The organism is Amycolatopsis sp. cg9 (genome assembly GCF_041346945.1).
GTDB lineage: Bacteria > Actinomycetota > Actinomycetes > Mycobacteriales > Pseudonocardiaceae > Amycolatopsis.
In genome coordinates, this window is the sequence record NZ_CP166850.1 from 5,330,077 (window position 1) to 5,344,730 (window position 14,654).

General features: G+C 72.0%; 13 protein-coding genes. 7 read left to right on the plus strand and 6 right to left on the minus strand.

Annotated elements, in window-relative coordinates; translation table 11 throughout:
• Positions 1–102 precede the first annotated feature (102 nt).
• Together AB5J73_RS25510 and AB5J73_RS25515 are read left to right on the plus strand one after the other, a co-directional pair.
• On the plus strand, positions 103–894 hold the full coding sequence (locus AB5J73_RS25510) for a transglutaminase family protein (RefSeq protein WP_370961200.1): 792 nt from the start codon (positions 103–105) through the stop codon (positions 892–894).
• 67 nt (positions 895–961) lie between these two features.
• The gene (locus tag AB5J73_RS25515; protein ID WP_370961201.1) at positions 962–1,981 is read left to right on the plus strand and encodes a YhjD/YihY/BrkB family envelope integrity protein; all 1,020 of its coding nucleotides are present in this window, start codon (positions 962–964) and stop codon (positions 1,979–1,981) included.
• Between the two features lie 61 nt (positions 1,982–2,042).
• On the opposite strand, the gene AB5J73_RS25520 is transcribed toward AB5J73_RS25515, so the two are convergent.
• Genes AB5J73_RS25520 through AB5J73_RS25535 form a run of 4 tightly spaced genes read right to left on the minus strand, consistent with a single transcriptional unit; the run spans position 2,043 to position 7,859 of the window.
• Positions 2,043–3,209, minus strand: a complete 1,167-nt coding sequence (locus AB5J73_RS25520; protein ID WP_370961202.1) for a thiolase domain-containing protein — start codon at positions 3,207–3,209, stop codon at positions 2,043–2,045.
• The gene (locus AB5J73_RS25525) at positions 3,206–4,219 is read right to left on the minus strand and encodes a thiolase domain-containing protein (RefSeq protein WP_370961203.1); all 1,014 of its coding nucleotides are present in this window, start codon (positions 4,217–4,219) and stop codon (positions 3,206–3,208) included. The genes AB5J73_RS25520 and AB5J73_RS25525 overlap by 4 nt, the downstream gene beginning before the upstream one ends.
• A 7-nt stretch (positions 4,220–4,226) precedes the next feature.
• Positions 4,227–5,204: a Zn-ribbon domain-containing OB-fold protein gene (locus AB5J73_RS25530; protein ID WP_370961204.1), complete on the minus strand. Its 978-nt coding sequence runs from the start codon at positions 5,202–5,204 to the stop codon at positions 4,227–4,229.
• Positions 5,205–5,243: 39 nt separating this feature from the next.
• The gene (locus AB5J73_RS25535) at positions 5,244–7,859 is read right to left on the minus strand and encodes a tetratricopeptide repeat protein (protein WP_370961205.1); all 2,616 of its coding nucleotides are present in this window, start codon (positions 7,857–7,859) and stop codon (positions 5,244–5,246) included.
• Positions 7,860–8,012: 153 nt separating this feature from the next.
• Between AB5J73_RS25535 and AB5J73_RS25540 the strand changes: the two genes are divergently transcribed.
• Positions 8,013–8,585, plus strand: coding sequence for a hypothetical protein (locus AB5J73_RS25540; protein ID WP_370961206.1), 573 nt, complete (start codon positions 8,013–8,015; stop codon positions 8,583–8,585).
• 48 nt (positions 8,586–8,633) lie between these two features.
• Here the strand turns inward: AB5J73_RS25540 and AB5J73_RS25545 are convergent, their stop codons facing one another.
• A complete protein-coding gene (locus AB5J73_RS25545) occupies positions 8,634–9,422 on the minus strand; it encodes a crotonase/enoyl-CoA hydratase family protein (RefSeq protein ID WP_370961207.1) in 789 nt (262 codons plus the stop codon).
• A 62-nt stretch (positions 9,423–9,484) separates the two neighbouring features.
• Between AB5J73_RS25545 and AB5J73_RS25550 the strand changes: the two genes are divergently transcribed.
• Both AB5J73_RS25550 and AB5J73_RS25555 read left to right on the plus strand, forming a co-directional pair.
• Positions 9,485–11,101, plus strand: coding sequence for an acyl-CoA synthetase (locus AB5J73_RS25550; protein ID WP_370961208.1), 1,617 nt, complete (start codon positions 9,485–9,487; stop codon positions 11,099–11,101).
• Positions 11,102–11,115: 14 nt separating this feature from the next.
• Positions 11,116–12,216 carry an NAD(P)H-dependent flavin oxidoreductase gene (locus tag AB5J73_RS25555; RefSeq protein ID WP_370961209.1) on the plus strand — a complete coding sequence of 367 codons (1,101 nt, stop codon included), beginning with the start codon at positions 11,116–11,118 and terminating at the stop codon, positions 12,214–12,216.
• Between the two features lie 40 nt (positions 12,217–12,256).
• Here the strand turns inward: AB5J73_RS25555 and AB5J73_RS25560 are convergent, their stop codons facing one another.
• Positions 12,257–13,057 (minus strand): trypsin-like serine protease, encoded by an 801-nt coding sequence (locus AB5J73_RS25560; RefSeq protein ID WP_370961210.1) that lies wholly within the window; start codon positions 13,055–13,057, stop codon positions 12,257–12,259.
• A gap of 366 nt (positions 13,058–13,423) precedes the next feature.
• Between AB5J73_RS25560 and AB5J73_RS25565 the strand changes: the two genes are divergently transcribed.
• Both AB5J73_RS25565 and AB5J73_RS25570 read left to right on the plus strand, forming a co-directional pair.
• Positions 13,424–14,200, plus strand: coding sequence for a GntR family transcriptional regulator (locus tag AB5J73_RS25565; protein WP_370961211.1), 777 nt, complete (start codon positions 13,424–13,426; stop codon positions 14,198–14,200).
• A 62-nt stretch (positions 14,201–14,262) separates the two neighbouring features.
• Positions 14,263–14,643: a DoxX family protein gene (locus AB5J73_RS25570; protein WP_370961212.1), complete on the plus strand. Its 381-nt coding sequence runs from the start codon at positions 14,263–14,265 to the stop codon at positions 14,641–14,643.
• The last annotated feature ends 11 nt before the right edge of the window (positions 14,644–14,654 follow it).

The window sequence follows — 14,654 nt, forward strand, 5'->3', positions numbered from 1 at the left end:
GGGTGCGTGCGCACCCGGGCATCGGCGCCCGCCCCGGCACGGAGTGGAACACCACGATGTCGGTCACCCGGCAATCGTGCCGAAGGGTGACATCATGAGGCGATGGCCCCGCGAGCGACCGTCGACGTCGAGTTCTCCGTCCGCGTCACCGAACCCGGGCGCGCCGCGATTTCCATCGCCGCGGCGCGTGCCGACACCGAAGAGCTGAGCGTTTCCTGGCACGGGGAGAGCGAGCTCGTCGAATTCGAGCACGGGACCCGTGCCGAGGTCTTCGAGCTGCCGGTGGGGGAGCACCGCGTCGCCTACCACGCCGAACGCGTGCTGGGCGAAGCCGCGCCCGAGCCCGTCACGGTCGCCGACGCCGCCGTGTTCACCCGGCCGAGCCGGTACTGCCCCTCCGACCGGATCGCCGGCCTGGTACCGCCGGAGCTGTTCGCCTTGAAGAGCAAGAAAAAGCAGGTCGACGCCATCGTCCGGCACGTCCACGAGCGACTGTCCTATGTGGTCGGGTCCGGGCGGGGGACCGACGACGCCATCGACACCCTGCTGGCCGGCACGGGCGTCTGCCGCGACTTCGCGCACGTCTGCATCGCGCTGTGCCGCGTCCTCGACATCCCGGCGCGCTACGCCGGTGTCTACGCGCCCGGCCTCTCGCCGATGGACTTCCACGCCGTCTTCGAAGCCGGCATCGACGGGCACTGGTACGTCTTCGACGCCACCCACCTGGCCCCGCGCCAGACCATGCTCCGCATCGCCACCGGCCGCGACGCCGCCGACACGTCCTTCCTCGCCACCCTCGGCTGCGAGCTCGACTTCCTCGGCAGCACGGTGTTCGCGACGACGGACGCGGCGCTGCCCGAGGACCGCTGGACCGACCTGGTCGTCCTCGGCTGAGCCACTTCCGGAGGCACGCCCGCGTGTTGCCCGCGCAAGGAGGGCTCCGGCTGGGTAGACAGTCTTCGTGAAGAGTTCCCCCAAGGCCCCGAGCCCCTGGGCCCGGGCACGCGCCCGGTACCGGTGGCTCGACCACATCGCCCGCGCGACCAACCGCTACATCGAGTGCGGCGGCTACCACTACGTCGCCTCGATCACCTACTTCAGCCTGCTGTCGCTGGTGCCCCTGCTGATGGTCGCCTCGTCGGTCGCCGGGTTCGTGCTGGCCACCCAGCCGCACCTGCTCGACACGATGGTGCACGCGATCGTGTCCACGCTGCCCGGTGGACTCGGCGCCAAGGCCACCGACCTGCTCACCGGCTTCGTCGAGCAGCGGACCAGCGTCGGGGCCTTCGGCCTGGTGATCGGCCTCTACTCGGGCTGGAACTGGATGAACGCGCTGCGGGACTCGCTGACCGCGCTGTGGGGGCAGAACCGCTCCGACCAGCCGCTGCTGCGGCTCATCGCCGTCGATCTGCTCGCGCTGGCCGGCCTGAGCGCGGCGCTGCTGGTGTCGTTCACGCTGACCATCTCCGGCACCGCGCTCGGCGGCTACCTGCTGCGGCTGGCCGGCTTCGACGACACGAGCTGGGGGCACCAGCTCGTGTCCGCGTCCTCGGTACCGCTGTCGCTGGCCGCCGACTGGCTGGTGTTCCTGTGGGTGCTGACCCGGCTGCCGCGGCAGAAGGTGGGCGTGCGCAGCGCGGTGCGCGGCGCGATCGCGCTGGCCCTCGGGTTCGAGGCGCTCAAGCTGGCCGGCGGCTTCTACCTCCGGCTGATCGGCGACTCGCCGACCGGCATCGCGTTCGGCTCGGTGATCGGCCTCATCTTCTTCATCTCGCTGGTGGCGCGCCTGCTGGTGTACGTCACGGCGTGGACCGCGACCGGCTCCGACGCGCCGCCGAAGCCGGTCCAGCCGCCCGCGCCGGTGGCGCTGAACCCGGTGGTCGTGGTGGACCCGCCGGTCGCGGTGCCCGCCGCGGTCGGCGTGCTGACCGGCGTGGCAGGCACCCTGCTCGCCCTGCGCTGGCGCCGCTCCCGCCGCTGACCCCCGCACTTTCACGTGAAAGTGCGGACCTGGGGCCGGACCTTTCACGTGAAAGTGCGGGTCACGAGGTGGGCTTGTCGGAGCCGACCAGCCACATCGAGAAGTACTGGGAGCCGCCGCCGTAGGCGTGGCCGAGCGCGCGGCGCGCGCCGTCCACCTGGTAGTCCCCGGCCCGGCCCATGACCTGCTTCGCCGCTTCGGAGAACCGGAGCATGCCGGACGCGCCGATCGGGTTGGACGAGAGCACCCCGCCGGACGGGTTGACCGGCAGCCGCCCGCCGATCGCCGTCTCGCCCTTCTCGGTCACCTTCCAGCCCTCGCCTTCGGGCGCGAACCCGAGGTTCTCCAGCCACATCGGCTCGAACCAGGAGAACGGCACGTAGATCTCGGCGACGTCCACTTCGGACATCGGGTCGGTGATGCCCGCCTCGGCCCACAGCGCGGCCGCCGCGTCCCGTCCGGCCTGGGGGTTCACCTGGTCGCGGCCGGCGAACGTGGTCGGCTCGGTGCGCATCGCCGTCGCGTGCAGCCACGCGGCCCCGCCTTCGACGGCGTCCCCGGCGGCCTCGTCGCCGAGCACCATCGCGCAGGCGCCGTCGGACGACGGGCACGTCTCGTCGTAGCGGATCGGGTCCCACAGCATCTGCGACGCCCGCACCGACTCCACGGTGATGTCCGGCTGCCGCAGGTGCGCGAACGGGTTCAGCGCCCCGTTGCGCCGGTCCTTCGCCGCGACGATCGCCCCGACGTGCTCGGGCGCGCCCGACCGCCGGATGTAGGACCGGACGTGCGGCGCGAAGTAGCCGCCCGCGCCCGCGCCGACCGGCATCTGGAACGGCGGCAGGATCGACAGGCCCCACATCGCGTTCGACTCGGACTGCTTCTCGTACGCCACGGTCAGCACCCGGCGGTGCACGCCGGCCTGGATGAGGGAGGCCGCGACCAGCGCGGTCGAGCCGCCCACCGACCCGGCGGTGTGCACGCGCAGCAGCGGTTTCCCGGTCGCCCCCAGCGAATCGGCGAGGAACAGCTCGGGCATCATCACGCCCTCGAACAGGTCCGGTGCCTTGCCGAGCACGACGGCGTCGATGTCGGCCCACTCGACCTGGGCGTCGGTCATCGCGCGGTCGATCGCCTCGCGCAGCAGGCCCGGCATGGAGACGTCCGCGCGCTTGGCGCGGTGGTGCGTCTGGCCGGTGCCGAGCACGGCGGTGAGCTGCTTGGTCATCGGGCCTCCAGCACGGTCACCAGGTTCTGTTGCAGGGCGGGGCCGCTCGTCGCGTGCGCCACGGCCTTGCGGGATTCGCCGCGGTGGATCCGGGCCGCGGCCTCGCCGATGCGGGCGAGCCCGGCGGAGAACATCGGGTTCGCCGCCAGCGCGCCCCCGGACGGGTTGACCTTGACGCCGTCGCCGAGCCCGAGCGCGGTCCGCAGGATCAGCTCCTGGTGCGTGAACGGCGCGTGCAGCTCGGCGAGGTCGACGCCGTCGAGGTCGAGGGCCTTCGCCGCCGCCTCGGTGGACGGCGAGCGCGTCAGGTCGCGGGCGCCGAGCACGGGGGAGTCGACGCGGTGCTCGATCCCGGTGAGCACCGCGGGGTGCTCGACGATGTCCCGGGCGCGTTCCACAGTGGACAGGATGACCACGGCGGCCCCGTCGGTGACCGGCGCGATGTCGTGCTTGCGCAACGGATCCGCGACGTACGGCGTGTCCAGCAGCTCGGCGGCGTCCACGCCGCGGTGCCGGGCGGCGACCTCGGCCAGGTCCTTTTCGGACCACAACCCGGCCTCCAGGCCCAGGCGCGCCTGGATCCCGGCGATCGACACCGAGTCCGGCCACAGCGGCGTGACGACGTAGGGGTCGAGCTGCAGGGCGAGCACCCGGCGCAGCTGACCGGCGCTGGACTTGCCGAAGCCGTAGACGAGCGCGGTCTCGACCTCGCCCATCTTGATCTTCAGCCAGGCTTCGTAGAGCGCCCAGGCGGCGTCCATTTCGACGTGGGACTCGTGGATCGGCGGGAACGCGCCGATCGCGTCGACCGCGGCGATGAACGAGAACGCGCGCCCGGCCAGGTAGTCCGACGAACCGGAGCACCAGAACCCGATGTCCTGCTTGGACAGGCCGGTCCGCGCGAAGACCTCGGCGAAGATGGGGACGAGCATCTCGACGCCGTTGGTGGTCCCCTCGGTCTCCCGGACGTTGGGGGCCTTGGCGAAGCCCGCGATGGCGACGTCTGGCATCAGGACCTCACAGGTGGTGGGCGAAGGTTTCGTAGGCCGCGTCCGGCTCGCCGGTCGGCTCGAAGTGGCTGATGTTCTCCAGCGACGTCCACCACTCTTCGCGGGGTTTCCAGGACGCCCGCACGCGCATGCCCATCTTGACGTCCTGTGCGTCGCAGCCCAGCACGAGGTGCAGGAACGCGATGTCGGCGCCGTCGAGCAGGATGTACGCGGCGACGTACGGCGGCTTGAGCCGCTGGCCGAGGAACGGGACGTTCACGATGCAGAACGTCGTCACGATGCCGGTGTCGGGGAGCTCGACCTCTTCGGTGGTCGGCACGCCGTCGGTCGGGCAGGCGCCGCGCGGCGGGATGTAGACCTTCCCGCACTCGGGGCAGCGCTGGCCGATCAGCTTGCCCTCGGCGAGCCCGCGCAGGTAACGGCTTTCCTCCGGGGAGGCCGAGTGCTGGTACTTCAGGTGCACGGGCGTGATGACGACGCTGACCGGCGCGCCCGCTTCGCGTTCGGCGACCGGGGGAGCCGGCTCGGTCGGCGTGGTGTCGGCGGCGTCCACCGGCAGGAAGTAGGCGATGTCCCGGATGTGCCCGACGGCTTCCTCGGCCCAGCGCACCCGCACCCGCTGTCCACTGTGGATGTTCTCCGGCGAGCCGGCGTCCACGGCGTGCAGCATGGCGGTGTCCGCTCCGTCGAGCTTGACCAGCGCCCAGGCGAACGGCCGGCTCAGCGGCTGCCCGTCGAGCGGCTCGGGGCACCACGACCACGAGACGACGGTGCCCTCTTCGCCCACGGGGACGAACTCGCCGAGCTGTTCGGCGGTCACGGGGTCGTACTCGACCGGCGGCACGTGCACCCGGCCGTCGCTGCCGCGGATGCCTTCGATCCGGTGCTCGCGCAGGCCGTTGACGAACCGGCCGAGCACCGGCCCGGTCGAGCGGGTGTAGTCGAACCCGACGTTGAGGGGCGCCGCCAGTGGTGTCTCGGTCACGTCCTTGAGTGAAACACGTTCTCGTTCTGGCGGCAAGATTCACTGCGGAGCGGATCGGGTTTTGCTGGAACGTGTTCTAGGTATGGTGGCCGTGCCGGGTTCGGGGACGCCGAGCTCGCCGAAGAGGCCGCTCGCCCGCCGCCGGTGGTCGCGGGCCTCGCCGGGCTCGCCGAGGGCCTCGTGGGCCGCGCCGAGCCCGGCGAGGGCCCGGGCCTGCTCGTACCGCTCGCCGCCTTCGACGGCCAGGGACAACGCCCTCCGGTGCGCATCGGCCGCTTCGCCGGGAGCGCCGGCCTGGGTCAGGGTCGCGCCCAGGTTGTTGAGCGCCTCGATCTCCACGTACCGATCGCCGATCTCGCGGGCGATCGCGAGGGCTTCGCGGTGGTGGCCGAGCGCGTCGGTGAGGCGGCCCCGCTGCCGGTGGAGCGTGCCCAGGTTGGTGAGCACGAAGCCTTCCGTCGTCCGGCTGCCCACGTCGCGGGCGATCCCGAGCGCCCGGCGGTGGCAGTCCGCCGCCTCGCCGGGCCGTCCCAGCAGCTGGTGGATCGTGCCGATGTTCGTCAGCGCGTGGCCGACGTACTCCCGTTCGCCGAGTTCCTCCCCGATCGCCAGGGCCTGCCGGAAGTGCTCGAGCGCCCCGGCGCGGTGGTCCTGCCGCCGCAGGACGTTGCCGATGTTGTTGAGCAGGTAGGCCTCGTTGGCGCGGTCGCCGATCTCGCGGGCGATCGTCAACGCCCCGCGGAACTGCCCGAGTGCCTCGGCGTAGCGGCCCAGCGCCGCGCAGGCGTTGCCGATGTTGCAGCCGGCCCGGCTCCGGCCGGCGACGTCGCCGACCTCCCGGGCGATCGTCATGGCCTGCTCGTAGCAGGTGAGCGCTTCGGTGATGCGCCGTTGCCGCTCGTGCATGATGCCGAGGTTGTTCAGCGCCCGCCCTTCGTTGGCGCGGTCGCCGATTTCCCGGGCGACGTCGAGTGCGCGGGCGAAGAGCCGCTGCGCCTCCTCGATGCGGCCTTGCTTCCAGCGGGCGCCGCCGAGGTGGTTGAGCGCGTGCACCTCACCCGCGCGGTCGCCCAGCTCCACGGTCGCCTCGAGGGCTCGTTCGTGAAGGGTGACGGCGACCGTGGTGCGGCCCGTGAGGTGCAGGTGCCGCCACAGGAGCATCGCGATGTCCGCGGTGTGCCGGGGCCGGCCCGGCCCCGCCGCGGCGGCCACCAGGTTGGCCTCTTCGGCGTCCAGCCAGTCCCGGGCCGCCTCGGCGGTGGCCGGTCCGCGACCGGGTGCCTCGGCCACCGTGGGCCGCCGGTCCTTCTCGTACGGGTACACCAGGTCCATCGCCACGGACACCCGGTGGCGGTAGTGGTCGAACAGCCGGGTCACGGCGTCGTGCGCGCGGCTGCCCGGCTCGTCGAGGCGGGCCCGTTCCGCCGCGTACGCGCGCACCAGGTCGTGCAGGCCGTACCGGCCCGGCGCCGGGCGGGTCAGCAGGTGCGCCGTCGCCAGTGTCTCCAGCTGATCGCGGGTGCCGTCCGGGTCCTGGCCGGCCAGCGCGGCGGCCGCGGCCGCGTCGATGTCCCGGCCGGGCGGCAGGGCCAGCAGCCGCAGCAGCCGGCGGAGCCCGGCGTCGAGGCCCTGGTCGGAGAGGGCGAGCGCGGCTCGCACCCCGCCCTCCATGGCGAGCTCGGCCAGCGGGGCCGGGTAGTCGGCGAGCGGCCAGTCCGGGTGGTCCCGCAGGTGCCTGCCGATGATGGAGAGGGCCAGCGGGAGCCGGCCCAGCAGTGCGGCGATCCGGGCGGCGGTCGCCCGGTCGGCGTCGATCCGCCCGGTACCCGCGGTCCGGCGCAGCAGGGCGAGCGATTCGGCCGGCGTGAACACCGGGACCGCGACGCTGCGGACCCCCGCCGGGCGCCGCAGCGCGGTCCGGCTGGTCAGCAGCGCCGGGCACGACGGCGACCGCGGGAGGAGCGGCTCGGCCTGCCGGTCGTCGAGGACGTTGTCCAGCACGACGAGCGCCGGGGTCTCCGCCAGCCGCCGCCGGTAGAGGGCGGTCCGGCCTTCGACGGTCCTCGGGAGCGCCGCGCCGGGCACGCCGAGCAGCCGGAGGAACGACTCCAGCACGGCGTACGGGTCGGCGGGCGGGCCGTCCGGGTCGAAGCCGCGCAGGTCGGCGAACAGGGTTTTCCGGTCGCCGTCCGCCGCGAGGACCCGGTGGCCGACGTGGATCGCCAGCGCGGTCTTCCCGACGCCGGCCATGCCGGTGAGCACCGTGCCGGCGGAGTTCCGGCACAGCTCGGTGACCCGCTGGACGAGGCGGGCGCGGCCGGTGAAGGCGGTGACGTCCGCCGGGAGCCGGTCCCGCACGCCGACGCAGCCGGCGGCGCCGCGTTCCCCGAGCACCAGGGCGAGGGCCTGGCGCCAGCGCAGCAGCACCGGCGGATCGTCGCCGGCCAGCGCCCGCACGACGGCGAGGATCAGGTCGGGGCTGGGGCGGCGGCGGCCGAGCCGGAAGCAGTCGCCGACGGTGGCGCGCGCCGGCCATTCGCTCTCCGGGATCCCGCCGGTCCGCAGGGTCGCGTGGATCCGGCGGGTGACCGTCGTGATCGACGGGTCGCCCGCCCACACCTTCAACGACCGGAGCTCGCCGATGAGCTCGTCCACCGACCGCGCGTGCTCTGGATCCGGTGCTCGCATCGAAACCCTCCCCGGTTTCCGGCCCGTCCGGGATCATCCAGGTTTTCCCCGCCCGCCGGTGGCCGGTCGGAGAATTTCCGCCGTCCGAAGCAACGAGCGTTGGTACGGAAGGGGAGATCGATGCGAGGAAAGATCGGCGTCGTGGCCGGCGTCGCGCTGGCGGCCTTGGTGACGGGGGTGACGGACGCGGGCGCGGCGGCCGGGACGGGGTTCACGGCGCAGGCGCGGGCGGCCGGCCTCAGTGCCGGCCAGGCCGGCGAACTGCAGGCGGAGGTCGACCGTGGCCTGGACACCCTCGGCGGCGTCCAGGTGGCCGCGAACGAGATCACCACGGCCGACGGTGCCACGGTGCGGTACGCGTTGCCGGGCGAGAAGTACGTCCACAAGCTGGGCGACGGCCTGGACGGCAACGCGGCGACGACGGCCGCGGAGTCCTGCCCGTACTACAACTTCTGCGGCTACCGCGGGGCCAACTACACGGGTGCCCAGTGGTTCAAGTCGAACTGCGGGACGTACAACGAGATCCCGGACGGCTGGAACAGCGGCGGTTCCTGGATCAACAACCAGTCGCACCACTTCACGTCGAGCATGTTCAACAAGAAGAAATACCACGTGTTCACGACGAAGCCGGCGCGCAGTTACGACCCGAACGGCAACTGGGGACCCGTCTGGTACGTCATGAACAACTGCTGACCGGGGGGAGGGGAGGCCGGGGTTCGCGGGCCCCGGCCTTTCCCGCGCTCAGCGGCCGCGGAACTCCGGCTTCCGCTTCTCCGAGAACGCCCGCGGCCCTTCCTTGGCGTCCTCCGACGCGAAGACCTCGATCCCGTACTGCGAGTCGAGCTTGAAGGCCTCTTCCTCGTGCAGGCCTTCGGTGTCCCGGATCGTCCGCAGGATCGCCCGCACGGCGACCGGCCCGTTCGCGTTGACCAGCGCCGCCAGCTCCAATGCCTTCGACAGGGCTTCGCCATCGGGGACCACGTGGCCGATCAGCCCGATCGCCAGGGCTTCCGATGCGGACAGGTGCCGCCCGGTCAGCAGGATGTCCGCGGCCACGGTGTACGGGATCTGGCGAGGCAGGCGCACCGCCGACCCGCCCATCGGGAACAGTCCCCACCGCGCCTCCGACACCCCGAAGCGGGCCGACTCGCCCGCCACCCGGATGTCCGTGCCCTGGAGGATCTCCGTGCCGCCCGCGATCGCCGGGCCTTCGACGGCCGCGATCAGGGGTTTCGTCAGGCGGCGGCCCTTCAGGAGGCCGGGGATGTGCGCGGGGTTGAACTTGCCCGACGCGAAGGACTCGGAAGGCGAATTGCGGGACATCGACTTCAGGTCCGCGCCCGCGCAGAACGCGCCGCCCGCGCCGGTCAGGACGCAGCTGCGGATCTCCTCGTCCGCATCGACCCGGTCCCAGGCCTCGACCATGATCGACATCATCTCGCCGGTGATCGCGTTGCGCGCCTCGGGCCGGTTCATCGTGACGACCAGGGTCTGCCCCTCTTGCGAAACCAGCGCGTGCGGTTCACCCACGGAAGACCTCCTGAAGGAGCAGTGCCATTGCCCAGAACGATAACATGTTCTACTTTGAGGGCGTGGCACTCAACATCGCGGATCTTCTGGAGCACGCCGTCGACGCCGTGCCGGAGCGCGTCGCGGTCGTGTGCGGCGACCGGCGGGTCACCTTCGCCGAACTGGAGGCGCGGGCCAACCGGCTCGCCCACCACCTCGCCGCGCACGGCGTGGGACGCGGGTCCCACATCGGGGTCTATTCCCGCAACTCGATCGAGGCCTTGGAGGCGATGATCGCGGCGTACAAGCTGCGCGCGATCGCCGTCAACGTCAACTACCGCTACGTGCACGGCGAGCTCGCCTACCTCTTCACCGACGCCGAGCTCGTCGCGCTCGTGCACGAGAGAAGCTACGCCGACAAGGTCGCCGCGGTCCTGCCCGAGACGCCGAAACTGAAACACGTTGTCGTGATCGACGACGGCAGCGGCGGCGATTACGGGCGCTACGGCGGTGTCGACTACGAAACCGCCCTCGCCGAGCAGTCGCCGGAGCGCGACTTCGGCGAGCGCAGCAGCGACGACCTCTACATCCTCTACACCGGCGGCACCACGGGCTACCCGAAGGGCGTGCTCTGGCGGCAGGAAGACGTCTGGCGCGCGCTCGGCGGCGGGATCAACTTCGTCACCGGCGAGTACATCCCCGACGAGTGGACGCTCGCCGAGCAGGGCAAGGCCGGGAGCCTCACCCGGCTCCCCGCCGCGCCGCTGATCCACGGCGCCGCGCAGTGGGCCGCGTTCGGGGCGCTGTTCACCGGCAGCCCGGTGGTGTTCGTGCCGCGCTTCGACGCCCACGAGATCTGGAAAGCCGTGCAGGACAACAAGGTCCAGGTCCTCACGATCGTCGGCGACGCGATGGCGCGGCCGTTGATCGAGGCCTTCCGCGAGGGGGATTACGACGCTTCGTCGCTCGTCGCCGTGTCGAGCCACGCCGCGCTGTTCTCGCAGTCGGTCAAGCAGGAGTTCGTCGAACTGGTCCCGAACGCCGTGATCACCGACGCCATCGGCTCGTCGGAAAGCGGCTTCACCGGGATCGGCATGGTCGGCAAGGGCTCCGACCACAGCGCCGGCCCCCGGGTCAGCTTCGGCAAGGACGCGATCCTCGTCGACGACGACGGCAAGCTCGTCGAGCCGGCGCCCGGCGCGGTCGGGCTGATCGCCCGCCGCGGGCACGTCCCGCTCGGCTACTACGGCGATCCCGAGAAGAGCAAGAAGATCTTCGTCGAGGTCGAGGGCGTCCGGTACGTCGTCCCCGGCGACTACGCCCGCTACGAGGAGGACGGCACGGTCACGCTGCTCGGCCGCGGCTCCCAGTGCGTCAACACCGGCGGTGAGAAGGTCTACCCGGAGGAGGTCGAAGGGGCGCTGAAGTCGCACCCCGACGTCTTCGACGCCCTGGTCATCGGCGTCCCGGACGAGCGGCTCGGCCAGCGCGTCGCCGCCGTCGTCCAGCTGCGGGACGGCGCGGCACCGGACCTGACCTCCCTCGAGGAGCACGTCCGCGGCGAGATCGCCGGGTACAAGGTGCCGCGCACGATCTGGCTGGCCGCCGAAATCGGCCGCTCGCCCAGCGGCAAGCCGGACTACCCGTGGGCCCAGCGCTACGCCGCTGAGCACGAACCGGCGACGGCCCAGCCCGTCTGAGGAGGACACCAGAAGTGCGGACACCCCTGTGCGACCGGCTCGGCATAGACCTGCCGATCATCGGGTTCACCCCGTCGGAGCACGTCGCCGCGGCGCTCAGCCGCGCGGGCGGGCTCGGCGTGCTCGGCTGCGTCCGGTTCAACGACGCCGCCGAGCTCGACCGGGTGCTGACCTGGATGGACGAGAACACCGGCGGGAAGCCCTACGGCGTCGACATCGTGATGCCGGCGAAGATCCCCGCCGAGGGCAGCCAGGTCGACCTGTCGAAGCACATCCCGGACGGCCACCGCGCGTTCGTCGACAAGGTGCTGCGCGACCTTTCGGTGCCGCCGCTGCCGGACGACACCGACGAGCGCGCGGGCGTGCTCGGCTGGCTGCACTCGGTCGCCCGCTCGCACGTCGAGGTCGCGCTCAACCACCCGATCAAGCTGATCGCCAACGCGCTCGGCTCACCGCCGGCCGACGTCATCGGGCAGTGCCACGACCGCGGGGTGCCCGTGGCGGCGCTGGCCGGCAAGGCCGAGCACGCGGTCCGGCACGTCGAGAACGGCGTCGACTTCGTGGTGGCCCAGGGCTACGAGGCCGGCGGGCACACCGGCGAAATCGCGTCCATGGTGCTGGTGCCGGAGATCGTCGACGCCGTCGACGTGCCGGTGCTCGCGGCCGGCGGGATCGGTTCCGGCCGGCAGGTGGCCGCGGCGCTCGCGCTCGGCGCGTCCGGCGTCTGGATGGGTTCGATGTGGCTCGCCACGCAGGAGTACCTGCAGACGATGGGCGAGTCGGTGGCCATGCAGCAGGCGCTCGTCGCGGCGTCCTCGGCGGACACCGTGCGGACGCGGATCTACACCGGCAAGCCCGCGCGGCTGCTCAAGACCCGGTGGACCGAGGCGTGGGCCGCGGCGGACGCGCCCGAGCCGCTGCCGATGCCGCTGCAGAACCTGCTGGTTTCCCACGCCCACAACCGGATCCACGCGGCGAACGACCCGAGCGTGGTGTCGATGCCGGTCGGGCAGATCGTCGGCCGGATGAACGCCGTCCGCCCGGTCGCCGACGTCGTCGCGGACCTGGTGAACGGCTACGAAGAGGCACTGTCGCGTTTGGACAAGACGCGCTGAAGGGGGCCCGCCGCGGCGGGCCCCCTCTTCGCGGAAGCGGTTACAGGGAAGCGGCGGCCGCGGCGATCTTCGACGCGAACGTGCTCACCTCGGTGTAGACGCCGGGGGCGTGCGGCCGGGCGCAGCCGTCACCCCAGGAGACGATGCCGACCTGGATCCAGGCGTTGTTGTTGTCCCGGCGGAACATCGGGCCGCCCGAGTCGCCCTGGCAGGTGTCGACCCCGCCGGCGGTCAGGTTGCCGGCGCAGATCTCCGCGCTCGGGATCAGGTCGGGGTAGCTGCCGCCCTGGGCCTGGCAGGTGGCGTCCGAAACGAACGGGACGGTCGCCTTGAGCAGGTAGCGCTGCTGCGCGCCGCCCTCGGTCGCCGCGCCCCAGCCGGCCACGGTGAACGTGCCGGTGTTGTACGTCGACGTCGTCGCGATCGGCAGCGTCGAGAGGCCGGTGACCGGGCTCGCGAGCTTGATCAGCGCCCAGTCGCCGCCGGTCGAGGTGCCGTAGGTCGGCGACTGGTAGACGTAGGTCGACTTGATCTTCTTGGCGCTGGTGCTCTGCAGGTCGACGACGCCGACGGTCGCCGTGATCGAGGTGTTGGCCCCGGTCCGGCTGACGCAGTGGGCGGCGGTCAGCACGATCTGGTTCGTGTAGAGCGCCCCGCCGCAGCCCATCGAAAGCCGGACCATGAACGGGAACTCGCCCTGGGCGGCCCGGGTCCCGCCGACGACGTCGGTGGACGGCGGCTGGGCCGCGATCGCCGGGGTGGCGAACGACGCGGCCGCGGCGACCGCGGCCACCGCGGTGGTGACGTTTCTGAGCAGGGTGAACCAGCGCTTGGGAGCCAAGGGGATCAGTCCTTCCAGTGTCCACTGTGGAAGCCGTTGCCGTGAGCGGCACCATGACTACACCAGGTGGCCGCAGACCGGGACAACCGACTTTCTTCGGATCTTTCGGGCGGTTGGGTGATTTCTCACCGCCGGATCCGACGAACGCCGTAGGCCGTTGCGCCCAGCAACGCCGGTCCCGGGACGGCGGCGAACCGGGCCGTCTCGCCGAGCACCCTCCCGGTGTCCGAAGCCCGGAATTCACCGGGCGTTTCCCGGCCGTAAACGTAAACGGGGGCGGCCGCATCCGGGTGATCCTCTACGTTTCGGCCGTGTTGCGCGCCACAGCGAACCACGGTGCCCGGGGAACCGAATAGGGTCGATTCCGTGCCTGCCCCTTCACGCCATTCCCGCTTGTCCGCCGACGGTCCCGTGCTCGACGGGATTCCCGAGCACGGCCGCGTTCCGCGTTACTACGCGGTGAAGGTCGAACTGCTGGCGGTGATCGCGGAACTCGGCGAAGGCGCGGCGCTGCCGACGGAACGGGAATTGTGCGAACGGTTCGAGGTGTCGAGGGCGACCGTCCGGCAGGCGGTCGGCGAACTGGTGCTGGAGGGCAAGCTCAGCCGCCGCCAGGGGAGCGGCACGTACGTCGCCGGCCCGAAGCTCGTCCAGCCGCTGGCCCTGGTCAGCTACACCGAGGGCCTGCGGCGCCAGGGCATCCGGCCGGGCCGCAACGTGATCACGCTGGAACGCCGGCTCGCGGGCAGCGCGCTGGCCGCCGACCTGCAGGTCACCTCGGACGCCGAGGTGTTCCACCTCGAGCGGGTGCTGCTGGCCGACGAGGAGCGCGTCGGGCTGGAGTCGACATATCTCCTCGTCGAGCGGTTCCCGGACCTGCTGGACGTGTTCGACCCGGAGCAGTCGCTCTACGCGTGCTTGAGCGAGCGGCTCGGGGTCGTGTTCGACGGGGCCGAGGAGCGGGTCGAGACGGTGCTGGCGACCCCGCGCGAAGCGCTGCTGATCGGCACCAACCCGGCCCTGCCGATGCTGCTCCTGCACCGCGTTTCGTGGGGCCCGGACGGCGTCCCGTTCGAGCGCGTGCGGTCGCTCTACCGCGGTGACCGGCTGAGCTTCACGACCCGCCTGGGCCGCGCGGACTGACCCGCTGTCACGTTCCGCGCGACGTCCTCGTCCCTCCCTCGACGACCCACTGGGAGGACATCATGAACATCGCGCTGTGGAGCGGGCAGGTGCTGCTGGCCGCGATCTTCGCCGTCTCGGGCGTGCTCAAGTCGACCATGTCGCGGCAGCGGATGCTGGGGACCGGCCAGACCGGCGCGGCCGCCTACCCGCTGCCCGTGGTCCGGTTCACCGCGATCTGCGAGCTGTTCGCGGTGGTCGGGCTGATCCTGCCGGTGCCGCTGGGCATCGCGCCGGCGCTGACCGGGTGGGCCGCGGCCGGGCTGGCCGTGGTCATGGTGGGTGCCATGGCGATGCACTCCCGGCCGGCGATCGTGCAGCACAAGCCGGCCGAGTGGCGGAACGTCAGCGTCAACACCGTGCTGCTCGCGATCGCCGTGTTCGTCGCCGCCGGCCGACTGTAGATAACGGGATG

Bases quoted from the DNA above. Each gene is read 5' to 3' on its own strand.
- AB5J73_RS25540 (WP_370961206.1), top strand. From the start codon at position 8,013: ATGCGAGGAAAGATCGGCGTCGTGGCCGGCGTCGCGCTGGCGGCCTTG.
- AB5J73_RS25570 (WP_370961212.1), top strand. From the start codon at position 14,263: ATGAACATCGCGCTGTGGAGCGGGCAGGTGCTGCTGGCCGCGATCTTC.
- AB5J73_RS25520 (WP_370961202.1), bottom strand. From the start codon at position 3,209: ATGACCAAGCAGCTCACCGCCGTGCTCGGCACCGGCCAGACGCACCAC.
- AB5J73_RS25510 (WP_370961200.1), top strand. From the start codon at position 103: ATGGCCCCGCGAGCGACCGTCGACGTCGAGTTCTCCGTCCGCGTCACC.
- AB5J73_RS25525 (WP_370961203.1), bottom strand. From the start codon at position 4,219: ATGCCAGACGTCGCCATCGCGGGCTTCGCCAAGGCCCCCAACGTCCGG.